Genomic DNA, 25,430 nt, shown 5'->3' with positions numbered 1-25,430 from the left:
GTTTTGGCCGCTAACCGGAGTGTGCTAATTGGGTTTGATGGTGAGCCAGACCATGTTCACCTGCTCATCGACCTGCAGCCTGATAACAACCTATCTAACCTCGTTTCTTTTCTCAAGTCAGCATCAAGTCGCATACTAAGGCAACAGTTTGCGGAACAGCTCAATCAAGTGTACTGGGGAAAGGCTAAGCTTTGGCATGATTCTAAGTGCATTGTCTCATGGGGCGGTGCACCTCTAGAAATTGTGAAGCGATATATCCAGAATCAGTCAGGAGGCGCTATCCCTCCCCACCCGGGTGGGGAATCCCGCGCCTTACGTTAAATTCACTTGTTCTCCGCGGGGCTTCCCGCCGATTAAGCCAAAAGAATCGGCTGCTGACTTTCAGGCTGTCAAGCAGTGCCTCAGCCGTTTTCCCAAGGACTACATCTGGCTGGTGAGGGCAGATTCAGTGAAAAAACAACGGCGGATCGAGACCACTATCCAACGTTCATGAAGGGATCCCACCGCAAACTGGAAGGGGGAGCACGGCGCCAGAGCAAAATGGCACAATGAGGGAGCCCCCTCTTTGCCCAACAGTCCTCTCCAAATCATGCTGTGGCTGCGTCTTCTCCTGGTGGCTTTGTGCGTCGTGTTCATAGGCTGGTTGTCTCTGCCTGCCTATGCCCTCCTCAACGACGACCGCTACGACGGCAACATCTTTGCCCTCTACGGCTCCAACGGCGGCATGGTTCCGCCGCGCGTCTCCCTCAAGCAGGCGAAAGAACAAGGGATCCCGGCCCTCCTCGTTTACTACATTGACGACAGCAGCGACTGCAAAAAATACGCAGCCACCCTGGCCAACCTGCAAGTTCGCTATGGCCGGGCAGTCTATTTCATTCCCTATTCTGTTGATTCCCTCCTGCCTGGGGACGAGCGCGGCCAGTACTACAGCGGCCGAGTTCCCCAGACCCTCCTTTTTGACTCCCAGGGCAACCTCGTCTACCAATCCATTGGCAACCGCCCCATCACCGAAGTGGAAAACGCCATTCGCGCCCTCTTCCAGTTGGATCCTGTCCCCCCAGGGGTGATCAAAGCTAAGCCCTTCAACGAAATTCAGACCGGATTTTCCCGACCCCGTTCCCCTGCCCCCCCAGCCGAGGCACAGCTGTGACCGCCCCTCCCGATTCCCCGGATTTGCTTGAGGCTCTGCAAGCCAAGCTCGAGAGCTTGCAAGCGCGGCTGGCCGATCTACGCGAGCTGGAGCGCCTGTCCCAGCTTTCCCCCGAACACTGGGCTGAAATTCAGGCGGAAGTTAGCCAATTGGAACAACGCCTGCAAGCCTACCTGTTGGAAGTGTTTAACCCCGTTCCCACCACCTTTTGGCAGGTGCTGCGTTTTGGCGGCCTCGGTCTGCTCCTTGGCATTGCTCTCCAGCGCTGGGTGCTGAGCTAGCACCCGTTAAGAAAGATCAAAAGTCTTGGATCCCGGAGCCCTTTCCCATGCGCCTGCGACGCCCTAGGCCCTTGAGCTCGAGTACGTCCGCAACTTGCCTGACGATATCCAAACCATCGTCAGCGAGCAAAACACCATCCTCAATCTCGGCGACTTTCTCAATACCACCAAATAATCGATACCGAAGTGGCCCCCAGCCCCTCTCCCAAGCTGAGAACTAGAGCTACGCCCACCATCCAACTTCCCCACACCCCCAGAACCTGCCGCAGCAGCCCCAGACTTTCCCGCACCACCTGGGGGCTCAAGGGACGGGCTGGGATCCCCACCTTGGGCTTCTCCTTCGGGATCCCGCGATAGCAATTGGTGCCTCCCAACTGGATCTGCAGCCGCCAGGCAAAGGCCGCCTCGCTCCACCCCGAATTGGGGCTGGGATCCGCCCGCCCGTCGCGGCGACACCGCTGCCAAAACCCCCAGGGATCCCCGCTGAGCAGGGCCAGGGTCAGCACCGTCAGCCGGCAGGGCAGCCAGGTCAGCACATCCTCACAGCGGGCCGGCACCGTGCCCAAGTAGGTGAAGGGGGCGTGGCGATAGCCCACCATCGAGTCGAGGGTGCTGCTGGCCTTGTAGGCCAAAGCCAAGGGCGCCCCTCCCAAAAAGGCATAGAACAAAGGGGCCGTCGCCCCGTCCGGGGTATTTTCCGCCACCGTCTCGATCACCGCCCGCAAAATCTCCGCCTCCGTCAGGTGCTCTGTATCCCGGCCCACGTAGCGGCTCAGCCGTTGGCGGGCCTGCGGCAGATCCCCCCTTTCCAAGGGATCCAACACCTCCAAGGCGGCAAAGCGCAGGCTGCGCCCCCCCAGGCAACTGGCCATTAGGATGGCGTGCATCAGGATCCCTGCCCAGGGATGGAGAGCCTGGGCAACGGCGATCAGCCCCCAACCTGCTGCGTAGGATCCCGCCAGCAGCGCCAGTGTCAGCATTGCTCCGCCCCACCGTTGTGCCTGTGGGGTCGAACAGTGCTTGAGGATACAGCCTTGTCCCCAGGCGATGACCGCCCCCATTACCCGCACCGGATGGGGCCACCCCCAGGGATCTGCCAACCAGTAATCCAGACCCAAAGCTGCCGCCAGCACCAGGGGAGCGGCCGGCTGACTCGGGAAAAACAGCAAGGTCTCCCTCCCGCAGGCGCGATCAGACCACAAACCCCCCCTCCTGACTTTGGGCTGCCTGCCAACTGCGGGCGTCGAAGTAGAGATCTTCCAGAGTTGTTTCCTCCAACACCTGCTCCACCCGCTGGGCAATCCGCCGCCAGAGGGCCTCCGTTACCCAGTCCAGCCCATCCGCAGAGCCTTCCTGCTGAGCCTCTGCCCTCTCAGAGCTGCCTGGGAGAGGATCCAGAGATTCTCCCACCGCTGCCAAAATGGCGCTGATCGGGATCCGCCGCGGTGCTCGTGCCAGCCGGTAGCCCCCCTGCGCCCCCCGCTGCGAACAGACCAAACCGGCCTGGCGCAGCTCGATCAACAGCTTTTCCAGATAGGGGGCCGGGATCCGCTGTCGCTCAGCAATGGCCCGCACCGAGGCCATCTGCCCCGCGCCGAGCATCGCCAGATCCAGCAAAGCCCGGATGCTATAGGTAGCTCGCGTGGTCAGGCGCACCCGCTTTCTCCCGCCAATCTTCCCCGATCCTGCCACAGGGATCCCGGCCAGAGCGGTTAACCTGGAAAGCGGTACCCGCTTAGCTCTGGCCTTATCGAGATGGAGCGCCCCACCGCCGGTCTCTACTTGGTGGCGACCCCCATCGGCAACCGCGAAGACATTACCCTGCGGGCGCTGCGGGTTTTGCGGGAGGTGGACTGGGTGGCAGCAGAAGACACCCGCCACTCCGGCCAGCTTCTTAAACACTTTCAGATCTCCGCCCGCCTCATCAGCTATCACGAGCACAACACAGCACAGCGGATCCCGCAAATCCTGAAGTATCTGGCAGCAGGGCAGTCGGTGGCTCTAATCAGCGATGCCGGCACACCCGCCATCTCCGATCCGGGTGAAGAACTGGTGCGCGCCTGCATCCAAGCCGGGATCCCCGTGATCCCGGTGCCTGGCCCGGTAGCGGCAGTGGCCGCCTTGGCTGCTTCTGGGCTGGCCACAGGGCGGTTTGTCTTCGAGGGTTTTTTGCCGCTCAAGACCAGCCAGCGGCAGGCCCGTCTGCAACAACTGGCCCAAGAAGAGCGCACCATCGTCCTCTACGAAGCCCCCCACCGCCTGCAGCAAACTCTGCAAGATCTCCTGGCTCACTGCGGCCCGGAGCGGCAGATCGTGCTGGCCCGTGAGCTGACTAAGCTGCACGAGTCCTTCTGGCGGGGATCCCTGGCCGCCGCTCTGGAGCACTGCGCCGCCCAGCCACCGCGGGGAGAGTTCACCCTTGTTCTAGAGGGGCGGCCTTCCCCTGAAAAAGATGCAGAAACCTCCCCTTCCGAAGCGGAAGTTCGCCAGGAGCTGGCCCGCCTGCTGGCCGAGGGCCTCTCCCGCTCCGCCGCCAGCCGGCAACTGGCCCAGCGCTTCCAGGGATCCCCCCTCTGGACGCGGCGCCGCCTTTATGATCTCTCTTTGCAACTGGAGCCGCTGCCCGGCTTGGATTGCTCCTCGGCAGTCGAGCTTTCTTCTGCAACCGACGACGAGACAGACTCCTAGAGCATGGCGCGCATCTTGTTGGTGGACGACGAAGTGGAGTTGGCCGATTCCCTGGCCCAGCACCTGCGGCGAGAGGGCCACAGCGTGGACGTGGCCTACGAGGGAAACAGTGCCTGGGAGCTGCTGCAGAAGCCCCCAGCTCCACCCTACGACCTACTGGTACTGGACTGGATGTTGCCGGGCCTGTCCGGCCTCTCCCTCTGCCAACAGGTGCGCCAAGTGGAAAGGACTGCGTCCCGCGCCACCCCCATTCTCTTCCTAACCGCCAAAGATACCCTCGACGACCGGGTGGAAGGGCTGGACGCCGGCGCCGACGACTACCTGGTCAAGCCCTTCGAGCTGCGGGAGCTGCTGGCGCGGGTGCGGGCCCTCTTGCGGCGGGCCGCCAGCCCCGGCGAAGGGATCCCTCGCCTGCAAATTGGGGATCTGGAGCTGGATCGGGAGAACCAAGTGGCCTACCGCCAGGGGCGGATGATCCACCTCTCCCAAAAGGAATTCCACCTGCTGGAGTACTTCATGACCCACCCTGGCCAGTTGCTCACCCACGAGCAGATCTACGAGCGGGTGTGGGCCGGCGAGGATCCCCCCAGCAGCAACGTCCTGGCCGCCCAGGTACGCCTGTTGCGGCGTCGCCTGCGCTTGCCCGGCTCCCCCGAGTTGATCCACGCCGTCTATGGCAAAGGCTACCGCTTCGGGCCCGTGGCCGAGGATCCCTAGCAGTCATCAACTCCCCTCTCCCGCCGGGAGCGGGGCTGGGGGTGAGGGCATTACTTAGACTTGAGCTTCTCCGCCTTCTCAATGGCCTCTTCGATAGTGCCCACCAGGTAAAAAGCCTGCTCCGGCAGATCGTCCAGTTCCCCCGACAAAATGCGCTGGAAGCCCTTGATGGTGTCCTCCAACTTCACGTACTTGCCGGGCGAGCCGGTGAAGACCTCCGCCACAAAGAAGGGCTGCGACAGGAAGCGCTCGATACGGCGGGCACGGGCCACCACCAGCTTGTCCTCTTCCGACAGCTCGTCCAACCCCAGAATAGCGATGATATCCTGCAGCTCTTTGTAGCGCTGCAGCGTTTGCTTCACCGCCTGGGCGGTGTTGTAGTGCTCCTCACCCACAATGTCTGCCTGCAAGATGGTGGAGGAAGAATCCAGAGGATCCACCGCCGGGTAGATGCCCTTGGCGGCCAAGCTGCGCGACAGCACCACTGTCGAATCCAGGTGGGCAAACGTCGTCGCCGGTGCCGGATCCGTCAAGTCGTCAGCAGGCACATACACCGCCTGCACCGAAGTGATGGATCCCTGCTTGGTAGAGGTGATGCGCTCTTGCAGGTTGCCCATTTCCGTAGCCAAGGTGGGCTGGTAGCCTACCGCTGAGGGCATGCGGCCCAACAGCGCCGACACTTCCGACCCGGCCTGCACAAAGCGAAAGATGTTGTCGATAAACAGCAGCACATCCTGCTTGTTGACGTCGCGGAAGTACTCCGCCATCGTCAGGGCAGTCAGGCCCACCCGCATACGGGCGCCCGGCGGCTCGTTCATCTGGCCGTACACCAGCGCCACCTTGTCCAGCACCCCCGATTCTTTCATCTCGTTGTAGAGGTCGTTCCCCTCGCGGGTGCGCTCTCCCACGCCTGCAAACACCGATAGGCCGGAGTGCTCCTCGGCGATGTTGTGGATCAGCTCCTGGATGAGCACTGTTTTGCCAACGCCAGCGCCGCCAAACAGGCCCACCTTGCCACCTCTCTTGAAGGGGGCCAGCAGGTCGATCACCTTGATGCCGGTTTCAAAGGGCTCCGGTTTGACGGTCAGCTCCACAAAGGGCGGCGCGCTGCGGTGGATAGGAGCAAACTCCTTGGCTTGCACCGGCTCACCTTGATCCACCGGCTCCCCCAGCACGTTGAAAATGCGACCCAGGGTAGCCTCGCCCACCGGCACGGTAATCGGGGCACCTGTATCCACCACTGGCATGCCCCGCACCAAGCCATCGGTAGAAGACATGGCCACAGCCCGCACGCGGTTATCTCCCAAAAGCTGCTGCACCTCAAAGGTGACTTTGACCTTCAGGCCGCTTTCGGTCGTCGCTTCCACCTTGAGAGCGTTGTAGATTTCAGGCAGCTTGCCGCTGGGAAACTCGGCGTCGATTACAGGCCCAATGACCTGAGTGATGTAGCCAACGTTGGTCGCAGTAGCGGTGGCAGTAACCATGGTCGAGGCTCAGCTCCTTGTGTGCTCAGTTGCAGTTATGGACTCAGCGATGCCGGATGGGAGTTGAAATCAACATCAGAATGGGCCATGAGTCAGCCTGGGCGGTTGGATCCCGGTAGCAAAAGCCAACGGGTCTGCCCTGGGACTTTGGTCTCACTGCTCGGTTCTCTTCTGCCCAAAGGTACCGCTTCCAGGCCCAGACAAAACCCTAGCTGATGTCTTAGGGGTTAGACTACTGGGTTTTTGAAGCGGCTGACTACCCATGCCGCCATACAAAAGCTACCACAAGGCCGTCCCAAAGGACAGGACGGGGATTTAAACCCAGTTTTTGGATCCATCGGCCTTCGGCAATGGCTTTGGCTTCCCCACCCCGTAGGGAACCTGGCTCAGTACTCAAAGGTCATCGGCGGGAAACGGGAGGAGGAGAAGCGGCCCGTGGCCAGTTCTGGAGCAGCGGCGGGATCCCGAAAGCGCTCTGCCTCCTGCTGAAAACGCTGTAGCGCTTGTTCGATTTCCCAGAGCCTTGCTTGAATCTGCCCTTGCCGTTCCTGAATGAACTCCAATTCCTGGTTGAGCCGCTGCTTTTCCACAGTGAGCTGCTGCATCTCGGCATAGAGAGCAGATTCGGTTTTGCGGCGAGGGATCGAGCGCAACTTTGGGCGGGGCCGGGAGCGGGGCACGCGGGGCAAGCTCATAACAGAACAGATGGGATCCAGAGAAAAGGGCGTTGCGCCCATCCTAGCGCGCTCTTGTAGGCCAGAGGGCCAGTGGCCTTGGCAGATATTCGGATCTAGAGACAGGAGCAAGGCATGGCCGATAGGCGCTGCCTGGAGGATTTGCGCCCTTGGCGGCAACCCTGTTCCTCGGTAGGATCCGACTTGTCTGGCATGGGGAAAAGCAATGGTCGAAACCGCAGCGGAACTGTTGCAGCGTTATGGCAGCGGTGAGCGGGACTTCAGCAACAGCCAATTGGCCGAAGCCGACCTGGCTGGTGCCGACTTGGCTGGGATCGACCTGGGCGGGGCAATCCTCCAGCAGGCCAAATTGGGCGCTGCCAACCTGGAGCGGGCCTACCTGGGCGGCGCCGACCTCAGCCAAGCCGACCTTCAGGGATCCAACCTGCGCCTGGCTAACCTGGAAAAAGCTAAGTTGCCGGGATCCCGATTGCAAGGGGCCAACCTGCGCGGCGCCAACCTGAGCGCAGCCGACCTGAGGGGTGCCGATCTCAGCCAGGCCGACCTGGCGGGGGCCAACCTCAGCGGCGCCAACCTAAAAGGGGCCAACCTCAGGGGCTGTAAACTTAAGCTGGCCAACCTGCGGGGAGCCTGTTATGACACAGCCACTCACCTAGAAGCAGATGTCGCCCCCGCCGAGTTGGGCATGGTTTCCGCCTAGCCTGCAGCTAGTTGTCCTAAGGCTCCAGATCCAAAATCTCCTGGATCTCGGCATCGGTATAGCCCACCGCCCGCAGCTTCTCCGCCACCGCCTCGATCTCCTGCGCCGACAGCGCGTGCTGGCGTACCCGATCCCAGAGATTGGCCACAATCTGGAGCAGCAAACCGCTGCTTTCCGCCTCAAACAGCTCAAAAGCCGTTGCCAACTCGATAACCTGCAACACCTCCTCGGCGCTGCCAATTGGCTGATCGAGAGATTGTTCCTCCAGATCCACCAGCAACTGGCGCAATTGATTCAGGCCCTCGCCAAGAGCAGACATACCCCAGGCTCCTCAACGGCACCTGAGCACTCACCCTAACAGGCTTGCCTGCCTGGGCAAAAGGGATCCGATGAATTCCGCGCCACCTAAGGCTATTCTGAGTAGAGGAACAATTGAGTGGCAAGCGCCAGGATTGTTGAAGGGCCGGCGAAGCGGTTCACAACAATCTACAACGACAAAAGGAGATGCACGAGTATGGCCCCAGCGAACGTCCTGCCCAACACCCCTCCCTCCCCCGCTGATGGGGGCGGTACTGCCCTAGACTACAGCAGCCCAGGGTATCGGCAGGCCTACTCCCGCATCAACGGTATTGTTATCGAAGGGGAACAAGAAGCCCACGACAACTACCTCAGGCTGGCCGAAATGCTGCCGGAAGCTGCAGAGGAGCTGCGCAAGCTGGCCAAGATGGAATTGCGCCACATGAAGGGCTTCCAGGCCTGCGGCAAAAACCTGCAGGTGGAACCCGATGTGGAGTTTGCCCGCGCCTTTTTCGCGCCTTTGCGGGACAATTTCCAAAGTGCCGCAGCGGCAAGGAACCTGGTCTCCTGTTTTGTCATTCAGTCTTTGATCATCGAGTGCTTTGCCATCGCTGCCTACAACATCTACATCCCGGTCGCCGATGACTTTGCCCGCAAGATTACCGAGGGGGTAGTTAAGGACGAGTATCTACACCTCAATTTTGGGGAGCGCTGGCTGGGCGAACACTTTGCCGAGGTCAAAGCCCAGATCGAAGCGGCCAACGCCCAAAATCTGCCTCTAGTCTGGCAGATGCTGCAGCAGGTAGAGGCGGATGTGGAAGCCATTTACATGGATCGCGAGGCCATTGTAGAAGATTTCATGATCGCCTACGGCGAGGCCCTGGCCAACATCGGTTTCAACACTCGCGAGGTGATGCGCCTCTCGGCCCAGGGTCTGCGGGCTGCCTGACCCAGCTCAACTCTGCCTGCCGATTGGTTTTCCGGCCTGGCTGGAACGTTCCCTACCCTTCCTGGGTGCGGACATGTTTTGATGGGATCCGGATGGAGCTCATAAGTATTGAAGTGAGTGAGCATCTATGTTCGGCCTGATCGGGCACCTGACCAGCCTGGCCCACGCAAAACGGGTAGCAGATAAGCTGGGGTATTCCGAATATGCGGAGAGCGACCTGGAATTTTGGTGCATGGCTCCGCCTCAGGTGGTGGACGAGATCGTGGTGACCAGCATCACGGGCCAAAAAATCTATGGCCAGTACGTCGAATCCTGTTTCCTGCCGGAAATGTTGGCGGGGGGACGGGTAAAAGCGGCCTGTCGCAAGATTTTGAATGCGATGGCCTTGGCGCAGCGGCGCGGCTTGAACATCACCACCCTGGGAGGATTTAGCAGCATTATTTTCGAGAATTTTCGCCTTGACACCCTCCGGCGGGTGCGCAACATCGACCTGGAAATTCGGCGTTTTACCACCGGCAACACCCACACAGCCTATATTATCTGTCAGCAATTGCAGGCGGCGGCCCAGCGCTACGCCATGGATTTGGCAGCCGCCACAGTTGCCGTGGTGGGGGCCACCGGCGATATCGGTAGTGCCATCTGCCAGTGGTTGGTAGCCCACACTTCCCCGGCCAAATTGCTGTTGATAGCCCGCGAGCGGCGACGCCTAGAAGAGCTGCAGGCCAAACTTAAAAAAGGGGAAATCTCTTCCTTGGAAGAGGCCTTGCCCCGCGCCGATTTCATCGTCTGGGTGGCCAGCATGAGCCAAGGGGTGGCCCTCGATCCTCAGGTGTTGCCGGATCCCTGCGTGATCATCGACGGTGGCTACCCGAAAAACATCGCCTCCAAGTTGCAGCGCAAGGGGCTGTACGTGATCGACGGCGGCATGGTGGAACACTCTCTCGATATCGAGTGGAATATTATGCAGTTTTTGAATGTGGCCAACCCGGCCCGCCAGCTCTTTGCCTGCTTTGCCGAGGCGATGCTCCTGGAGTTCGAGGGCCTACACACCAATTTCAGTTGGGGCCGCAACTTGATTACCCTAGAAAAACTGGATTTAATCGGGCAACTGTCTCGCAAGCATGGCTTCCGCCCCCTCATGCCCGAAGCCTAGCTCCAGCTAGGCCGACCCTCTGAAAAGCGGTAGGAAAATAGACAACGCTGCGAGAGAGCCACCATGTCCCAATCCTTTACCACCCACCTCTGGCAGACAATCGAGCCCATCTACCAACAGATCTTGGATCACCCCTTTAACCAAGAGCTGGCGGCAGGCAGCCTCTCGCGGCAGCGCTTCCAGTTCTACCTGCAGCAAGATGCTCTTTATCTCACCGATTTTGCCCGCGCCCTCGCCTTGATCGGGGCTCGTTCTGAAGGGGCTGAGCGGGTGGTGAGTTTCTTGAACTTTGCCCTGGGGGCCATTGTTGCCGAACGCAGCCTGCACGAGAGTTACTTTCGCCTCTACGACATCCAGCCGGAGACAACCTACGCTCCTGCCTGCTTCGCCTACACCCGTTTTCTATTGGCCTCGGCTGCCTTGGATCCCTACGAGGTGGCCATGGCCGCCGTGCTGCCCTGCTTCTGGATTTACCGTGAGGTGGGATCCGCCATTTACCGCACCGCCAAGCCCAACAATCCTTACCAACAATGGATCGACACCTACGCGGGGGAAGAATTTGCCCAGGTGGTGCAACAGGCGCTTGCCATCACCGACTCCTTGGCTGCGCAGACCACAGCGGCGATGCGGGAAAAGATGACCGCCGCTTTTGTAGCCGCCTCCCGACTGGAATGGCTGTTTTGGGATAGCGCCTACCGCCTGGAAACCTGGCAGCCGGCTTGATCCCTGCCGGGCCCGGCGGCTCAGCAAGGTAGTCGCTGCCATTGCAAGTGGCTATGGAACAGCCCCTCCGTTGAACTCCAGCTTCCCTCTCCCCTTGGGGCAGAGGGGTTGGGGATGAGGGGCAGCAACGACTACACAGCCTTTGGCCAAACGTCCGGCCACTGCAGAATCTTCAGCTCAAAACTCGATCAGGGGGGTGGATGGCGGAGATGGAGACAACAACTGCAGCGCCCGCTCAAAGACGGCGTCCAGCATCGCCTCTGTCAGCCGCTGGGTGGCCGTGTTGCGCCGGCTGGGGTGGTAAGACGTCAGCAAATAGCGACCCTCTCCCAAAGGAACAACGCAGTTGTGGCCAAAGCGGGGGCGGGGCCTGAGAGGCGGCAAGAGCGCCAAGGTGTAGCGAAAGGCAAAATGGCCTAACGCTAAGATCACCCGTACCTGGGCCAGCAACTCCAACTCGCGCTTTAAGTAGCTCAAGCAGGCTTTGGCTTCTGGGGCGCTGGGGCGGTTGTCTGGCGGCGCGCAGCGCACCACGGCTGAGATGTAGCAATCCCACAATTGCAGTCCATCCTCCCGGTGCAGGGAGATGGGTTGATTGGCAAACCCGGCCCGGTACAGAGCGCGAAATAGCCAATCCCCGCTGGGATCCCCGGTAAACACCCGGCCTGTACGGTTGCCCCCATGGGCGGCTGGCGCCAAGCCGATCACCCACAGCCGCGCCTGCGGATCCCCAAACCCCGGCACCGCTCGGCCCCAGTAGGTCTGCTCCCGAAAACGGGCCACCTTTCGCTGGGCAACCCCTTCTCGCCAAGCCACCAGGCGGGGGCAGCGGCAGCAAGCAACGATCTCAGCCTGTAGGGCCGCCCAGGACTGGGGATCCGTCAACGCCTCACTCTTCTTCTCCCTCATCCTCCACTGGCTCGTCGAAGGCAGGGGTGGAGTCGTCAATGAGCTGGTCGTCCTCCAAGATCAGGCGGGGCGGCAGCTCTGGCAGCACGACAGGCTCCTCCTCTTCCTCGGGCTCCGGTTCTGGCGCCGTTTCCTCGTAGGTGCTGAAGCCGGTGCCCGCCGGGATCAAGCGCCCGATGATCACGTTCTCCTTCAAACCCCGCAGCCAGTCGGACTTGCCTTCGATGGCCGCCTCCGTCAGCACCCGCGTGGTCTCCTGGAAGCTGGCCGCCGAGATGAAGCTGTCGGTGTTCAAGCTGGCCTTGGTGATCCCCAGCAGAACGGGCGTGTACTTAGCCGGCGCCCCGCCGGTGATGGCCATGGTGGCGTTGGTCTGCTGGATTTCCCGCAACTCCACCAGCTCGCCCGGCAACAGGACGGTGTCGCCGCTGTCGTCCACCCGCACCTTGGAGGTCATCTGGCGCACCACAATCTCGATGTGCTTGTCGGCGATCTCCACCCCTTGCGAGCGATAGACGTTCTGTACCTCGTTGACCAGGAAGCGCTGCACCTCCCGCAAGGCCAGCCGTGCGGCTTGGTCGTCGCCCAAGGTTTGGCGATGGTACTCGAAGTAGATCTCCAAGAGGTCGTGGGGGTTGGCCGGGCCGTCGGTCAGCGGATCCCCCACCTGTACCGGCTGGCCATCGACCACAATCAGGTTTTGCCCCGGCAACACCGAGTATTCCGTAACCGTGCCATCCGCTTCGATGACCCGCAGATCCGGCTCTTCTCCCCGCCAGCTCAATTGCACCGTGCCGGGCCGCTTGGCCAAAACACACATTTCCTTGGGTTTGCGGGCCTCCAACAGCTCCTCAATCCGCGGCAGACCCTGGATGATGTCTCCCGTCTTGGCCCGCTCAAACACCAAGAGAGCCAGGGCATCCCCCCGCTGCACCAGATCCCCATCTCGCACCTGCAGAATGGCACCTGCCGATACCAAATAGGGCCGCGCCAACCGCAACACCACTTGGCCATCGGCAATCTGCATCACTTGCCCCGACTCAGGAGCAGGGATCCCCGGCGCCAGCTCGTCGCCGGCCCGCACCAGCGCTCCCCCCTCGACGCTGGCTTGGCCCGTCAGAGGCACCGTCAGCAGGTCGTCGTCGGTAACCACCAGAACCCGTCGCACCACTTCCGCACCCTGGCGGATCCCTTGCACGATCCCGGCTTTTTTGGCCTGAATCTCGGTGCGGGCAATAACACCTCCCCTGCCGATACTGTCTCCTTCACTCACCAACAGCCGCGTGTGGGTACTCCCCTGGGTGAGATCTGCCTCCACGTCGCGGCGCAGCAGCAGGGTTTCCAGGATCACCAGTTGCAGGCGACGGATACTGGGATCCCTCTCATCTTGGATCAGCTCAATATCGGCCTTCAGTTGCGGGGCGTCGGTATCGATCTCCAGCACCAGTTGTGTGCGCAGCAGTTCTACCGGCCCCACCGACTTCACCCGCTCCCCATCCTTGAAGGGAACGCGCTGCACCGCCCGCAGGCGAATGGAGCGGCCAGACTCGCTGGTAGACTCTTGGCTGGGCACCAACGGGCGGTCGGGAATCTCGTACTCCTGCACTGGGCGCAGTAGCAGACCTGGCCCTTCAGGAGTCTCCACCTGCTCCAGATAGACCAACCGGTCAGGGACGATGCTGCTGAGCAGCTTCTGGCCTGGCTGGATTAGCGTGCCGGTGGGTATTTCCAAGTCGGCGGGGTCATCCACTAGATGCAAGGAGCCGGGCTTAATGATGATCTCCCGCAGGATGTCATTTTTCTGGATAACTTCGACAACGCCGGCATTTTGGCAGAAGATGTCCTTCACCACCTCGGTGCCGGCTTCTACGTACTGGCCATCTTCCACATTTAAGAGGGAGATGTCCTTGTTCACCTCGTGAGTCTCCTCCGGGATCCACAGCAGGGTGCCGCCCCGGATCACCTCGTAGCCCTGCTTCGCCTTGCCCCGCCGTGCCACCTCGACACCGGCAAACTTCACCAGGCCACCCGTCTGGGTGCGGAAATTGTTCTCGATCAGCTCCGCCACCACCTCGTCGTTACCCACCTTGGTACCTGGCGTAGCCTTGAGGACAAAGGTTTGCCCGCTGGCCGTATCCAGCAAAAATTGCTCCCGGCCCTGGTGGGATTCCACCCGCACCCGCGCTTCATGCAACACCACTGCGGCGTTGATGATCTCCACCTCGCGCCCGCTCTTGCTGTCGCTGCGCTCCGGTAGCCGCACAATGCCACCGTGCTCGGTTACCAGCGAGGTCTCAGCGATCACATCCCCCGCCTGCACCCGATCCCCGTTTTTCACCACCGGCTCGGCCCCTGGCGGCAGGTTGTACACCTGGCCGGACATCACCCAGATCAACCCTTGCCGCTGCGCGGTGTAGGTGGTGTTGCCCTGGCGGTCGGTTTTCTCCTCGATGGGCAGATCGGCAAAGCGGATTTCCCCCGCTAAGTCAGCCACCACCTCCTTCTGAGCTTTCTCGGTGCTCTTGCGTACGGCCTTGGCCAACGCCACTTCCGCAATCAACTGATCCCGCTGCACCTGGGCCCCGTCCCGCACCAGCAGGGTGGATCCCTGAGTCAGGTCGAAGACTTCCCGTCGCCCCTCCGACCCTTCCAGGACAATTTGGTTGTTCACCTCCACCTGCAGGGCATCGTCGCCGTGGCGGGTGCGGAAGGGGCGGGTGCGCAGGTTTTTCGGGAACCGCACCACGCCGGCAAAGGGGGCGCGAATTTGGCGGGCCACCTCCCCGGTAAATACACCTCCCGTGTGGAAGGTGCGCATGGTCAACTGGGTGCCCGGCTCCCCAATCGATTGGGCGGCGATGATCCCGACCGCCTCTCCGAGATCCACCAGACGGGAGTGGGCCAGGCTCCAGCCGTAACACATGCGGCACACCGAGCGGTTGGCCTCACAGGTGAGGGGAGAACGCACCATCACCTGCCGGATGCCCGCCTCCACGATGGCTTTGGCCAAGTCGTGATCTACCTCTTGGTTGCGACGGGCAATGATCTCCTGGGTTTGCGGGTGTACTACATCACGAGCCAGCACCCGGCCCACCAGGCGCTCCTCCAGCGACACCACCACCTTGTCCCCATCCATCAGGGGTTCCAGCAGGATCCCTTGGTCGGTGCCGCAGTCCGATTCCCGCACGATGACATCTTGAGACACGTCCACCAGGCGGCGGGTCAGGTAGCCGGAGTCGGCAGTGCGCAAAGCCGTGTCCACCAAACCTTTGCGGGCCCCATAGGAAGAGATGATGTATTCGGTAACGGTCAGGCCCTCGCGGAAATTGGTTTTAATCGGCAAGTCGATGATCTCCCCTTGCGGGTTGGCCATCAGGCCGCGCATGCCCACCAACTGCCGCACCTGCGAGACGTTCCCCCTTGCCCCCGAGTTGGCCATCATGTATACGGAGTTGAGAGGATCGTTCTGGCGGAAGTTGCTGAGCATCTCCTCCTTGATTTGGTCGTTGGTCTGGTTCCAGGTGTCAATCACCTTCTGGTAGCGCTCCACCTCTGTGATCTCGCCGCGGGTGTAGCGCTCCGTGGCTGCCTCGATCTCCGCTTCCGCCTGGGCCAACAACTGCCGCTTGCTGGGCGGAATGCGCAGATCCTCGATGCTGATGGAAACGGCAGCCTGGGTGGCGTATTTGAAGCCCATGGCCTTCAGGGCATCCGCCATTTGGGCAGTGCGGGCAGTGCCGTAGCGGGCAAATGACCAGGCAATCAGGTTGCGCAGCTCTTTTTTGCCGATTTGATAGTTGCGGAAGGGTACAGGGGGCGGCGGAGTCTCGGCTTTGGCGCCGTCAGCGGCCTGCCGGATTAAACCGGCGGAAAAGCGTCCTTTTTCGCTCATAATGCCTCAGTGATAACTCTGACAGTTCTGGACAAGGGGGTAGGGATCCTAGCTGCCTATCGACAAGGGCAACGTCCATAGGGGCAGCTTCAAGCAGACAAAATATCTTGCACCGTTTTGTTGAAGATGATCCGGCCCGCCGTGGTGCGAATGTATTGGCTGATCACGTTGCCGTCTTGATCCTCGCGGATGCGGCGGTAGTTGGTGATCTTGAGGCGGGTGCCGCCCGGCTCCTCGATAATCTGGGGCTCCGACTCTTTTTCCTCCTTGCCCAACTCCATCGGGCCGCTGTAGCGCACCCAGATTTTGCTGTGCAGGCCGATGACGCCGCGGTCGTAGGCGATGAGGGCGTCCTCCAGGCTGGCAAAATAACGATCGCCAAGGTCGGGGGCGTGGGGATTGTCCGCCGTCAGATAGTAGCACCCCAAAACCATGTCTTGGCTGGGGGTGATAATTGGAGCGCCGGTGGCCGGAGAGAGGATGTTGTTGGTGGCCAACATCAGCAAGCGCGCTTCTGCCTGGGCTTCCAACGACAGGGGCACGTGCACGGCCATCTGGTCGCCATCGAAGTCGGCGTTGAAGGCCGGGCAGACCAAGGGGTGGAGCTGAATCGCCCTCCCCTCCACCAGGATTGGTTCAAAAGCTTGGATCCCGAGGCGGTGCAACGTTGGAGCACGGTTGAGCAAAACTGGGTGGCCGTCGATTACGTCCTCCAGCACGTCCCAAACCTGCGGGTCGTTGCTCTGGATCAGCTTTTTGGCGGCTTTGATGTTGTTGACGATGCCCCGCTTGATCAACTTGTGGATCACAAAGGGCTGAAACAGCTCGATGGCCATCTCTTTGGGCAAGCCACACTGGTGCATGCGCAGGTTGGGCCCTACCACGATTACCGAACGCCCAGAGTAGTCCACCCGCTTGCCGAGCAGGTTTTGCCGGAAACGCCCCTGCTTGCCCTCGATGATATCGGAGAGGGACTTGAGAGGACGGTTGTTGGCCCCCACCACCATGCGCCCCCGCCGACCGTTGTCGATCAGGGCGTCCACCGCCTCCTGCAGCATACGCTTCTCGTTGCGCACGATGATCTCCGGCGCCATGATCTCCTGCAGCCGCGCCAAGCGGTTGTTGCGGTTAATCACGCGGCGGTAGAGATCGTTGAGGTCACTGGTGGCAAAGCGGCCTCCATCCAACTGCACCATCGGGCGCAGATCCGGCGGGATCACCGGCAACACCCGCAGCACCATCCACTCTGGCCGGGCTCCCGTGGCGATGAAGTTGTCGATCACCCGCAGCCGCTTGATTAGGCGCGCCCGCTTTTGGCCGCGGGCGCTGGCGATCTCCTCCCGCAACTGCTCCGCCTCTTTTTCCAGGTCAATATCCTTGAGCAGGCGTTCGATCGCCTCCGCCCCAATCATGGCCCAGTTCTCTGGCAGTTGCAGCTCGGATCCCTCCTCGTACATCTGATCCTCGATCTCGAGGTATTGATCCTCGGTCAGCAACTGCTTGTAGGAGAGGTTGGGAGCGTTGCCCGGATCCACCACTACGTAGGCGTTAAAGTACACCACCTGCTCCACGTCCCGCAGCGGCATGTCCAGCAGGGTAGCGATGTGGCTAGGGATCCCTTTCAGGTACCAAACGTGGGTGACCGGGGCAGCCAACTTGATGTAGCCCATGCGGTGACGGCGCACCCGCGACTCGGTTACCTCCACTCCACAGCGCTCGCAAACAATGCCGCGGTGCCGCACGCGCTTGTACTTGCCACAGTGGCACTCCCAGTCCTTAACTGGCCCAAAGATGCGCTCACAAAAGAGGCCATCCATCTCCGGCTTGAGGGTCCGGTAGTTGATGGTCTCTGGCTTGGTGACTTCTCCCACCACTTGGCCGTTGGGCAGGGTGCGCTGGCCCCACTCCATAATCCGCTCCGGAGAAGCCAGCCCAATCTTGACATAGTCAAAGCGCTGATCTGTTCTGGCCATTGCCATTTCTCCTAACTTGCTGCCCTAGCACCTACAAAGCAAGGGAAGAGGAACTACACCCCCCTCTCCTGAGCCGAATGGGATCCCAGCCGTCCCCAGCATCAATCAAAAATCGTCCTCCTCCTCCCTGTCTTCGTCTTCCTCGCGGCTGCGGCTGGCTAAGGTAAAGGTTCCTCCTGCCCCTGGAGAAAGATCCTCGGATGTAACGGATTCATAAGTGGGCCGCGAGGGGGTGTGGCGGTTGGAGACATCGGCCATCAGATCCACCTCCACATCGCGGGTCTGGCCATCGCTGTCTACCTCCACCTTATGGACAGACACATCCAGGCAGAGAGACTGCAGCTCGCGCACCAACACCTTGAAGGATTCCGGCGTGCCGGGTCGGGGGATGGGCTTGCCCTTGACAATGGCGTTGAGGGCCTCGTTGCGCCCCACCATATCGTCCGACTTGACGGTGAGCAGCTCCTGCAAAATGTAGGCCGCCCCAAACGCCTCCAGAGCCCACACCTCCATCTCGCCAAAGCGCTGGCCACCCTGCTGCGCCTTGCCCCCCAGGGGCTGCTGGGTTACCAGCGAGTAGGGGCCAGTAGAGCGGGCGTGGATCTTGTCGTCCACCAAGTGCACCAGCTTCAGCATGTAGGCACGGCCCACCGTAACCGGCTGGTCGAAAGGCTCACCCGTGCGGCCGTCAAACACCTGAACTTTGCCACAGTACTTGCCTTCAGGGTTGAAGATCCAGTCCTTGCCAGTCTTCTCGCGCGCCTCCCGCAACTTGGCCTCCACTGTCAGCCGGGAAGCCTCCAAGCCGTGCATTTCATCGAAGGGCATTAGCTTAAAGCGTACCCCTAGGTGCTCTGCTGCCCAGCCCAGTAGGCACTCATACACTTGGCCCACGTTCATGCGGGAGGGCACCCCTAGGGGGTTGAGCACCACATCCACTGGGGTGCCATCTGGCAGGTAGGGCATGTCTTCAATCGGCAAGATGCGGGAGATGATGCCCTTGTTGCCGTGACGGCCCGCGATCTTGTCCCCCACCTGGATCTTGCGCTTGAGGGCGATGTAAACCCGCACCACCATGTTGGCACCTGGCGGCAGCTCGTCCCCCTGCTCGCGGGTGAAGATGCGCACATCCACCACCCGCCCGCGCTCGCCGTTGGGCACCCGCAGCGAGTTGTCCCGCACGTCGCGGGCTTTCTCGCCGAAAATGGCCCGCAACAGCCGCTCCTCCGGCGGTTGATCCGATTCCCCTTTGGGAGTGACCTTGCCCACCAAAATATCGCCGGCTTCCACCCAAGCCCCAATGCGCACAATGCCGTTCTCGTCCAGGTTGCGCAGGGCATCTTCCCCCACGTTGGGAATCTCGCGAGTGATCTCTTCCGGCCCTAGCTTGGTCTGCCGGGCTTCGATCTCGTACTTCTCGATGTGTACCGAGGTGAAGACGTCGTCGTAGACCAGCCGCTCGCTGATCAGGATGGCATCTTCGTAGTTGTAGCCCTCCCAAGGCATGTAGGCCACTAACACGTTTTGGCCCAAGGCCAGTTCGCCCCCCTCGGTAGCCGGACCGTCCGCCAGCACCTGCCCGGGCACCACCCGATCCCCCGCGTAGACAAGAGGGCGCTGGTTGAGACAGGTATCTTGGTTGGAGCGCTGGTACTTCTGCAAACGGTAAACAATCGGATCCCCGCCGTCGTCTGGCCGCACCACGATTTCGTCGGCAGAAACATAGGTCACCACGCCACTGGTGCGCGACACCACCACCATGCCAGAGTCCCGCGCCGCCTGGGCTTCCAGGCCAGTGCCCACGTAAGGCCGATCCGGCTTCAGCAGAGGCACTGCCTGCCGCTGCATATTCGCCCCCATGAGGGCGCGGTTGGCGTCGTCGTGCTCCAAAAAGGGGATCAAGGAGGTGGCCACTGAGATGACCTGCACCGGAGCCACCTGCACGTAATGCACCTCGCTGGGGTGAGCGGTGGTAAATTCCTGGCGGTAGCGCACCGGCACCAGATCGACGGTGATGCGGCCCTCGGCATCTACCGGCACGTCCCCCGGCGCCACGCGATATTCGTCCTCTTCGTCGGCGGTAAGGTAGACCATCCCCAGATCCTTGCGCACCACGCCGTTCTCAACGCGGTAGTAGGGGCTTTCGATAAAGCCGTACTGGTTGACGCGGGCGTGGGTGGCCAGGGATCCAATCAGCCCGGCGTTGGGGCCTTCGGGAGTTTCGATGGGGCAGATGCGTCCGTAGTGGCTGGGGTGGATATCCCGCACGGCAAAGCCGGCCCGCTCCCGACTCAGGCCGCCCGGCCCCAGAGCCGACAGCCGCCGCTTGTGGGTCAGCTCCGCCAGCGGGTTGGTCTGATCCATGAACTGGGAGAGCTGGCTGGAGCCGAAGAACTCCTTGATGGCCGCCACCAAGGGCTTGGGGTTGACCAGCGAGGCTGGGGTGAGGTTCTCTGACTCGGAGACCGTCATGCGCTCGCGGATGATCCGCTCCAGGCGGTTGAGGCCCACCCGTACTTGGTTTTGCAAGAGCTCGCCCACCGAGCGCACGCGGCGGTTGCCCAGGTGGTCGATGTCGTCCACATGGCCGATGTCGTACTCCAAGTTAATCAGGTAGTCGATGACGGCCAAGATGTCCGTGACGGTGAGCACCCGCACATTTTCCGCCACGTTGAGATTGAGCTTTTTGTTCAGCTTGTAGCGCCCTACTCGGCCCAGGTCGTAGCGCTTGGGATCGAAGAAGCGGGATTCCAACAACTGCTGACCACCGGACACAGTGGGAGGCTCGCCGGGCCGCAGCTTGCGGTACAGCTCCATCAGGGCTTCTTCTTCGCTGTAGTGCCCCTCTTTTTCCATGGTTTTTTGGAAAAATTCGGGGTGGCGCAGGCTGTCGTAGATCTCCGAGTCGCTCAGGCCCAAAGCCTTGAGCAGAACTGCCGCCGAGAGCTTGCGGGTTTTGTCAATGCGCACCCACACCAGGCCGTTTTTGTCGGTCTCAAACTTCAGCCAGGCGCCCCGGTTGGGAATCAGGCTGGCGCTGTAGGTGCGGCGACCGTTTTTGTCCAGTTCCGACTTGTAGTAGACGCCGGGGCTGCGCACGATCTGGTTGACGATCACCCGCTCGGCGCCGTTGATGATAAAGGTACCCCGATCCGTCATCAAAGGCAGCTCGCCGATGAAGACGTCCATGTCCTTGATCTCGCCCGTCTCTTTGTTAATCAGGCGAGTGGGCACCCGGATTTGCGCTTGGTAGGTAGCATCCCGTCGCTTAGCTTCCTCCGGGTCGTAGCGCGGTTTGTTGATTTTATACCCTTTGGAGGGATCCCCAGGGCGGTACTCCGGCAGAAAGTGCAGTTCCAGCTTGCCCGTGTAATCGACGATAGGGGAAAAGCTGAGGAGCTCCTCTTCAAACCCTTCTCGCAAAAACCACAAGAAACTCTCCCGCTGAATCTCTACCAGGTCAGGCAAGGTAGAAGCGGCAGGGGATGGCACTGCTAATTGTGTCATGCGTTGCTCGGCAGGGGTTGCGCTGCAGTCAGGCCTCTAATTATAGAAACCCTGCCAACGATCGTCAACGAACGTTACAAGGGCTGGAGATGGCCAGCTCCCTCGAGTGCCTGTCCGGCGAATGTCGCCAGATCGCCTGGGATCCCCTTTGGGCCGCGGTTGCAGGAGCGTTCCCCAATTTGCCTTAAGGATTGTTCACATCCATTCACACTCAGGCAGATTATTCTAATCGTTGACTATTGGGCAGTCACCTGCTGCTCCAACTCTGCTTGCCGGTCGTCAACAGGGCTCGGAAAAGTGGGGTGGGCCTGGAGGCCAGGTCAAGTCGTTGGAGGGCGCGCTCAGCCTGGTGGAGGTTCTGGTCTGCGTCGCGGTGACCAGAGGGGATCCCCATCCATCCAGATGAGAAGGGGTTGAAATGGGTTTACGCAGCCTCTCAGGCCAGGGCGACCTTTATTTATTGATGTTTTTGAAAACAGCTAGACACAAGCAGCCGTTTTTGGCGAGGAGGATTTTGTGAGTCAAAGTCTGCAACCAAAACACCAGCCTGCCAGCCTCTCTGTTCAGTTGCGGGAGGGCACCAAGCAGTCCCACACCATGGCCGAGAATATGGCCTTCATCAAGTGCTTCCTCAAGGGGGTGGTGGATAAAAAAGCCTACAGCCGCTATGTGGGCAATTTTTACTTTGTCTACAGCGCTCTGGAAGAGGGGTTCACGCAGTTGCGAGAGCACCCGCTGGTGGGCCGGCTTTACTACCCGGAGCTGTGGCGCAAGGCCAGCCTGGAGAAGGACTTGAATTATTTTGTCGGCCCCAATTGGCGCGCTGTGGTCAAGCCCTCTCCGGCTTGCCAGGTCTATGTCGACCGCATTCGAGAAGTGGTGGAAAAGGATCCGGTTCTGCTGATTGCCCACGCCTACACCCGCTACATCGGCGACCTTTCGGGTGGCCAGATCCTGAAAAACATCGCCCGCCGGGCCATGGGCCTGCCGCCGGGGGAAGGCACCGCCTTTTACGACTTCGAGCAGATCCCCCACGAGGGCAAGTTCAAGCAGCGCTATCGCGCTCAGTTGGACGCGCTGGAGCTGGATCAGGCAACCATCGAGCGCATTGTGGCGGAAGCCAATTACGCCTTCCAGCTCAACATGGACTTGTTCAAGGAATTGGAGGGCAATTGGCTGCTATCAATGGCCCGCTTGGCCTGGAACTCTCTTCTCAACCAGTTTCAGCGCCAGTCCACCCGCTCTGAGGCGGCTGCCCCCAGTCCCTAGCCACAGCTATTCCCCACCCCAGAGACTCTTTGCTGGGCTGCCAATCCCCCCTCTCCCTGAGGGAGAGGGGCTGGGGGTGAGGGATCAGTCGCATGCGAGGGTGTCGCGGGTGGCCCGCCCGGTGACGGGGTTAACGCCGCTGGCCCGTTCGCAGAGGATGGCAAGGGCATCTTTCCGGATCAGGGCGTTGGTGAAATCCGCCCCCTCGATCTGGATCCCTTCCACCCGCGCCAGCCACATCATGCTGTCCTGCAGTTGGGCTTCCCGCAGGTCGGCACCTTGCAAATTGGCCATGTCCAAGGTGGCGCCGCGCAGATCGGCCCCCCGCAGGTTGGCTCTGCTGAGGTTGGCCCCAAACAGATTCGCCCCTGCCGCTTTGACGTGGCTGAGATCGCTTTGCCGCAGGTTGGCCTTGAGAAATTTCCAGCCGCTCAGGTCTTGTCCGGCAAAGTTCGCCCCCTGCAGATCCCGCTTGCTGTAGTCTTCTGCCCAGGACGGGGATCCCAAGAGGGCGACGCCCAGGCACAGGATCAGCCCGCAAAACACTGCACCCCGCAGGAAACGGGTCAGCCAGGACAGTCTCACCAAACCAGAAGCCGGCCAAGCAACAGACATCGCGGATCCCTCCCGGAAACCTCCACGGCTTTGGGACTGCTCTTACTTTTATCCTACCGGATGGGGATCCCACCGGCAGATTGGGCTAACTTGGGCTTTTATAAGCTGATTCCCAACTGGCGAGGGGGTGACAGGGACCCATGTCCACAGTCGAGATTTTCAATGCGCAGCAGATAGCGGAGCTGATCGACGCTCTGGCCACCGCAATCGGCAGGGATCACCCCCACTTGGACAGGCTGGTGTTGATCGGCATTCGCACTCGCGGCGTCCCCTTGGCCTACCGCTTGCGGGATCGCATCGCCACCGGCTTCAGGAGCCCACCGCAGGTAGGGGAGCTGGACATCACCTTCTTCCGCGACGACCTGGGCTCCGGCGGCCTGCGCACTCCCAATCGCAGCGAGCTGCCGCGGGATCTGACCGGCCAAGAAGTGGTGCTGGTGGACGATGTGCTCTTCCGGGGTCGCACCGTCCGTGCGGCTCTGGAGGCCCTCAACCACTTTGGGCGACCGGAGCGGGTGCGCCTGGCTGTGTTGATCGACCGCGGCCACCGCCAGTTTCCCATTCAACCGGACTACTGGGGCCACAAGCTAACCACGGCCCCTGAGCAGATCGTCAAGGTGCACCTGCGGGAAACCGACGGCGAGGAGCGGGTGTTGTTGATCGACGCCAAGCCTGAGGAAAACAGCAGAGAGTGAGCCTGAGACGCCCCTGGGGTGCGGTATGGTGGGGATAATCTGCCGACTTTCGCCCTATGACTGTGTTGCCGGAAACCCGTCGCTACGCTGTCTTAGGCACAGGCGCCCTGGGAGGGTTTTACGGGGCAAAACTGCAACAGGCTGGCTTCACGGTGCATTTTCTGCTCCACAGCGACTACGACCATGTGCGCCAGCAAGGGCTGTGGGTAGAGTCCTGCTGGGGGGATTTTCATTTGCCGCAGGTGAATGCCTACGCAGCAGTGGAGGACATGCCCCCTTGCGAAGGGGTGATCGTGGCTTTGAAAGCCACCCAAAATCACCTGCTGCCGCAGTTGCTCCCGCCCGTATTGGCCGAGAAGGGTGTGGTGATCCTCCTGCAAAATGGACTAGGGGCAGAGCCGGAGATTGCCAACTGCGTTGGCCCTGAGCGCATCATGGGTGGCCTCTGTTTCATCAGCTCCAACAAAGTTGGCCCTGGCCACATCCGTCATCTGGATTATGGCTCGGTGCTGCTGGCGGAATACGGCCCTGGCTATGCGCCCCAGGGGATCACGCCTCGCCTTCAACAAGTTCAAGCGGATTTTCAACGGGCCGGGATCCCGACCTCCCTTTCTCCAGATCTGATGCTGGCCCGCTGGCAGAAGTTGGTCTGGAACATTCCCTTCAACGGCCTCTCGGTGATCTTCAATGCCGATACCCAGCAAATGATCCGCGACCCTGAGGCCCGCACTTTGGCGGAAACGCTGATGCACGAGGTGATCCAGGGGGCTGCCGCCTGTGGCCGCCACCTCCCGGAGACCCTGATCCCCGAGATGCTGGCCAGCACCGAGAAGATGGCCCCCTACCGAACCAGCATGAAGATCGACTACGAGCGCAAGCGTCCCCTGGAACTGGAGGCTATTTTTGCCAACCCGCTCCGCTATGCCCAGCAAGGCGGGATTCAGATGCCGCGGGTGGAGATGCTCTACTGTCAGTTGCAGGTGTTGGATCGCCTCAATCGAGGGATCCCTGTTGGTTCGCCAACTTGAGCCGGGGCAAGCTTTTTCCTCCTCCTGCGGCTAGACTCAGCCGCAGTGGCCTACTGCGCTGGCTTCATGCCTCTGGGATCCACCCACGATCGCATCACCCTCTGGACAGCTCCCGGCGTCACTCTGGCAGCCGGCCTGTTGGGCAACAGCGCTGCCGTAGCTCTGGCCGTGGGATCCGCCTATCTCTTCAGCGGCCTGATGTTTTCCGGGGATCTGGACACTGACTCTCGCCAGTATCGCCGCTGGCTGTTCCTGCGCTGGATTTGGCTTCCCTACCGCCGCTGGCTGCACCACCGCTCCTTCTGGTCCCACGGGCCGATTGTCGGCACTGCCCTGCGGCTGCTCTACCTGGGCCTGTGGGTGGCGGGGGCGGGCTTGGCGGCAGCTTGGCTGGGATCCCGCCTGGGTTGGTGGCAGTGGCAGCCGGATATCTGGCGGGACAACCTCTGGCAAGGGTTGCATGCGCACGCAGAGATGCTGCTTTGGGTGGGGATGGGGCTGGAGCTGGGTTCGATGAACCACAGCCTCAGCGATTGCCTGGTCTCCCGCTGGCGACGTTGGCGCAGACGCCGTCGAAGAAGGGGATCCCCCCTTACCAGGTATGGGCAAAAGTTAGGCTAGCCAGAGCTGTCTAGGAGACAGCCCCGCTAGCCAGGGATCCCAGCAGCCGCTTGGGGCCCGATCCGGTAAGCTGATTGGGGCAGA

General features: G+C 61.1%; 23 protein-coding genes. 13 read left to right on the top strand and 10 right to left on the bottom strand.

What is annotated here, in order from left to right:
- Positions 1–21 precede the first annotated feature (21 nt).
- From tnpA to NW845_RS01305, 3 genes are all read left to right on the top strand, one after another.
- Entirely contained in the window at positions 22–321 is a 300-nt protein-coding gene (gene tnpA, locus NW845_RS01315) for an IS200/IS605 family transposase (RefSeq protein ID WP_414376458.1), read from the top strand.
- Positions 322–565: 244 nt separating this feature from the next.
- Positions 566–1,150 (top strand): thylakoid membrane photosystem I accumulation factor, encoded by a 585-nt coding sequence (locus tag NW845_RS01310; RefSeq protein ID WP_414376456.1) that lies wholly within the window; start codon positions 566–568, stop codon positions 1,148–1,150.
- Complete coding sequence (locus NW845_RS01305) at positions 1,147–1,431, top strand: hypothetical protein (RefSeq protein ID WP_414364196.1); 285 nt, start codon at positions 1,147–1,149, stop codon at positions 1,429–1,431. Before NW845_RS01310 ends, NW845_RS01305 begins: the two co-directional genes overlap by 4 nt.
- A gap of 158 nt (positions 1,432–1,589) precedes the next feature.
- Here NW845_RS01305 and cbiB read toward each other — a convergent pair whose 3' ends face one another.
- On the bottom strand, positions 1,590–2,600 hold the full coding sequence (gene cbiB / locus NW845_RS01300; protein WP_414364195.1) for an adenosylcobinamide-phosphate synthase CbiB: 1,011 nt from the start codon (positions 2,598–2,600) through the stop codon (positions 1,590–1,592).
- 22 nt (positions 2,601–2,622) lie between these two features.
- The gene (locus NW845_RS01295) at positions 2,623–3,087 is read right to left on the bottom strand and encodes an RrF2 family transcriptional regulator (RefSeq protein ID WP_414364198.1); all 465 of its coding nucleotides are present in this window, start codon (positions 3,085–3,087) and stop codon (positions 2,623–2,625) included.
- A gap of 99 nt (positions 3,088–3,186) precedes the next feature.
- Between NW845_RS01295 and rsmI the strand changes: the two genes are divergently transcribed.
- The gene (gene rsmI, locus NW845_RS01290) at positions 3,187–4,119 is read left to right on the top strand and encodes a 16S rRNA (cytidine(1402)-2'-O)-methyltransferase (protein ID WP_414376454.1); all 933 of its coding nucleotides are present in this window, start codon (positions 3,187–3,189) and stop codon (positions 4,117–4,119) included.
- Between the two features lie 3 nt (positions 4,120–4,122).
- On the top strand, positions 4,123–4,836 hold the full coding sequence (gene rppA, locus NW845_RS01285) for a two-component system response regulator RppA (RefSeq protein ID WP_414376452.1): 714 nt from the start codon (positions 4,123–4,125) through the stop codon (positions 4,834–4,836).
- A gap of 50 nt (positions 4,837–4,886) precedes the next feature.
- Here the strand turns inward: rppA and atpD are convergent, their stop codons facing one another.
- Both atpD and NW845_RS01275 read right to left on the bottom strand, forming a co-directional pair.
- Positions 4,887–6,320: a F0F1 ATP synthase subunit beta gene (gene atpD, locus NW845_RS01280; protein WP_414364192.1), complete on the bottom strand. Its 1,434-nt coding sequence runs from the start codon at positions 6,318–6,320 to the stop codon at positions 4,887–4,889.
- Positions 6,321–6,706: 386 nt separating this feature from the next.
- Positions 6,707–7,015: a gas vesicle protein GvpV gene (locus NW845_RS01275; RefSeq protein WP_414376450.1), complete on the bottom strand. Its 309-nt coding sequence runs from the start codon at positions 7,013–7,015 to the stop codon at positions 6,707–6,709.
- Between the two features lie 205 nt (positions 7,016–7,220).
- Here NW845_RS01275 and NW845_RS01270 point away from each other — a divergent pair, with 205 nt between their 5' ends.
- Positions 7,221–7,715, top strand: coding sequence for a pentapeptide repeat-containing protein (locus tag NW845_RS01270; protein ID WP_414364190.1), 495 nt, complete (start codon positions 7,221–7,223; stop codon positions 7,713–7,715).
- 16 nt (positions 7,716–7,731) lie between these two features.
- Here the strand turns inward: NW845_RS01270 and NW845_RS01265 are convergent, their stop codons facing one another.
- Positions 7,732–8,034, bottom strand: a complete 303-nt coding sequence (locus NW845_RS01265; protein ID WP_414364189.1) for a hypothetical protein — start codon at positions 8,032–8,034, stop codon at positions 7,732–7,734.
- A 195-nt stretch (positions 8,035–8,229) separates the two neighbouring features.
- Here NW845_RS01265 and NW845_RS01260 point away from each other — a divergent pair, with 195 nt between their 5' ends.
- The 3 genes from NW845_RS01260 (at position 8,230) to tenA (ending at position 10,837) form a co-directional block, all read left to right on the top strand.
- A complete protein-coding gene (locus NW845_RS01260) occupies positions 8,230–8,961 on the top strand; it encodes an aldehyde oxygenase (deformylating) (protein WP_414376448.1) in 732 nt (243 codons plus the stop codon).
- Between the two features lie 127 nt (positions 8,962–9,088).
- Positions 9,089–10,114, top strand: a complete 1,026-nt coding sequence (locus NW845_RS01255) for a long-chain acyl-[acyl-carrier-protein] reductase (protein WP_414364186.1) — start codon at positions 9,089–9,091, stop codon at positions 10,112–10,114.
- A gap of 63 nt (positions 10,115–10,177) precedes the next feature.
- Positions 10,178–10,837 carry a thiaminase II gene (gene tenA / locus NW845_RS01250; RefSeq protein ID WP_414376446.1) on the top strand — a complete coding sequence of 220 codons (660 nt, stop codon included), beginning with the start codon at positions 10,178–10,180 and terminating at the stop codon, positions 10,835–10,837.
- Positions 10,838–11,014: 177 nt separating this feature from the next.
- Here the strand turns inward: tenA and NW845_RS01245 are convergent, their stop codons facing one another.
- From NW845_RS01245 to rpoB, 4 genes are all read right to left on the bottom strand, one after another.
- A complete protein-coding gene (locus NW845_RS01245) occupies positions 11,015–11,746 on the bottom strand; it encodes a uracil-DNA glycosylase (protein WP_414376444.1) in 732 nt (243 codons plus the stop codon).
- Positions 11,727–15,638, bottom strand: coding sequence for a DNA-directed RNA polymerase subunit beta' (locus tag NW845_RS01240; RefSeq protein ID WP_414376442.1), 3,912 nt, complete (start codon positions 15,636–15,638; stop codon positions 11,727–11,729). Before NW845_RS01240 ends, NW845_RS01245 begins: the two co-directional genes overlap by 20 nt.
- A gap of 89 nt (positions 15,639–15,727) precedes the next feature.
- Entirely contained in the window at positions 15,728–17,611 is a 1,884-nt protein-coding gene (locus NW845_RS01235; protein ID WP_414364182.1) for a DNA-directed RNA polymerase subunit gamma, read from the bottom strand.
- 105 nt (positions 17,612–17,716) lie between these two features.
- Positions 17,717–21,118, bottom strand: coding sequence for a DNA-directed RNA polymerase subunit beta (rpoB, locus tag NW845_RS01230; protein ID WP_414376440.1), 3,402 nt, complete (start codon positions 21,116–21,118; stop codon positions 17,717–17,719).
- 516 nt (positions 21,119–21,634) lie between these two features.
- Here rpoB and NW845_RS01225 point away from each other — a divergent pair.
- On the top strand, positions 21,635–22,387 hold the full coding sequence (locus tag NW845_RS01225) for a heme oxygenase (biliverdin-producing) (protein WP_414364180.1): 753 nt from the start codon (positions 21,635–21,637) through the stop codon (positions 22,385–22,387).
- An 84-nt stretch (positions 22,388–22,471) separates the two neighbouring features.
- Here NW845_RS01225 and NW845_RS01220 read toward each other — a convergent pair whose 3' ends face one another.
- On the bottom strand, positions 22,472–23,002 hold the full coding sequence (locus tag NW845_RS01220; RefSeq protein WP_414364179.1) for a pentapeptide repeat-containing protein: 531 nt from the start codon (positions 23,000–23,002) through the stop codon (positions 22,472–22,474).
- 140 nt (positions 23,003–23,142) lie between these two features.
- Between NW845_RS01220 and pyrR the strand changes: the two genes are divergently transcribed.
- From pyrR to NW845_RS01205, 3 genes are read left to right on the top strand one after another with little or no spacing between them, the layout of a single operon-like run.
- Positions 23,143–23,697 carry a bifunctional pyr operon transcriptional regulator/uracil phosphoribosyltransferase PyrR gene (gene pyrR, locus NW845_RS01215; RefSeq protein WP_414376438.1) on the top strand — a complete coding sequence of 185 codons (555 nt, stop codon included), beginning with the start codon at positions 23,143–23,145 and terminating at the stop codon, positions 23,695–23,697.
- A gap of 56 nt (positions 23,698–23,753) precedes the next feature.
- Positions 23,754–24,725 carry a putative 2-dehydropantoate 2-reductase gene (locus NW845_RS01210; protein WP_414376437.1) on the top strand — a complete coding sequence of 324 codons (972 nt, stop codon included), beginning with the start codon at positions 23,754–23,756 and terminating at the stop codon, positions 24,723–24,725.
- A 45-nt stretch (positions 24,726–24,770) separates the two neighbouring features.
- On the top strand, positions 24,771–25,346 hold the full coding sequence (locus tag NW845_RS01205; protein WP_414370449.1) for a metal-binding protein: 576 nt from the start codon (positions 24,771–24,773) through the stop codon (positions 25,344–25,346).
- Positions 25,347–25,430 lie beyond the last annotated feature (84 nt).

This window comes from Synechococcus sp. H60.2 (genome assembly GCF_047462315.1).
Classification (GTDB): domain Bacteria; phylum Cyanobacteriota; class Cyanobacteriia; order Thermostichales; family Thermostichaceae; genus Thermostichus.
Note: the sequence above shows the minus strand (reverse complement) of the source record. Positions and strands in the feature narration are given on the sequence as shown.

Coding starts and splice junctions, on each gene's coding strand:
- rsmI (WP_414376454.1), top strand. CDS start 3,187: ATGGAGCGCCCCACCGCCGGTCTCTACTTGGTGGCGACCCCCATCGGC.
- rppA (WP_414376452.1), top strand. CDS start 4,123: ATGGCGCGCATCTTGTTGGTGGACGACGAAGTGGAGTTGGCCGATTCC.
- atpD (WP_414364192.1), bottom strand. CDS start 6,320: ATGGTTACTGCCACCGCTACTGCGACCAACGTTGGCTACATCACTCAG.
- NW845_RS01275 (WP_414376450.1), bottom strand. CDS start 7,015: ATGAGCTTGCCCCGCGTGCCCCGCTCCCGGCCCCGCCCAAAGTTGCGC.
- NW845_RS01270 (WP_414364190.1), top strand. CDS start 7,221: ATGGTCGAAACCGCAGCGGAACTGTTGCAGCGTTATGGCAGCGGTGAG.
- NW845_RS01265 (WP_414364189.1), bottom strand. CDS start 8,034: ATGTCTGCTCTTGGCGAGGGCCTGAATCAATTGCGCCAGTTGCTGGTG.
- NW845_RS01260 (WP_414376448.1), top strand. CDS start 8,230: ATGGCCCCAGCGAACGTCCTGCCCAACACCCCTCCCTCCCCCGCTGAT.
- NW845_RS01255 (WP_414364186.1), top strand. CDS start 9,089: ATGTTCGGCCTGATCGGGCACCTGACCAGCCTGGCCCACGCAAAACGG.
- tenA (WP_414376446.1), top strand. CDS start 10,178: ATGTCCCAATCCTTTACCACCCACCTCTGGCAGACAATCGAGCCCATC.
- NW845_RS01245 (WP_414376444.1), bottom strand. CDS start 11,746: ATGAGGGAGAAGAAGAGTGAGGCGTTGACGGATCCCCAGTCCTGGGCG.
- NW845_RS01240 (WP_414376442.1), bottom strand. CDS start 15,638: ATGAGCGAAAAAGGACGCTTTTCCGCCGGTTTAATCCGGCAGGCCGCT.
- NW845_RS01235 (WP_414364182.1), bottom strand. CDS start 17,611: ATGGCCAGAACAGATCAGCGCTTTGACTATGTCAAGATTGGGCTGGCT.
- rpoB (WP_414376440.1), bottom strand. CDS start 21,118: ATGACACAATTAGCAGTGCCATCCCCTGCCGCTTCTACCTTGCCTGAC.
- NW845_RS01220 (WP_414364179.1), bottom strand. CDS start 23,002: ATGTCTGTTGCTTGGCCGGCTTCTGGTTTGGTGAGACTGTCCTGGCTG.
- pyrR (WP_414376438.1), top strand. CDS start 23,143: ATGTCCACAGTCGAGATTTTCAATGCGCAGCAGATAGCGGAGCTGATC.
- NW845_RS01210 (WP_414376437.1), top strand. CDS start 23,754: ATGACTGTGTTGCCGGAAACCCGTCGCTACGCTGTCTTAGGCACAGGC.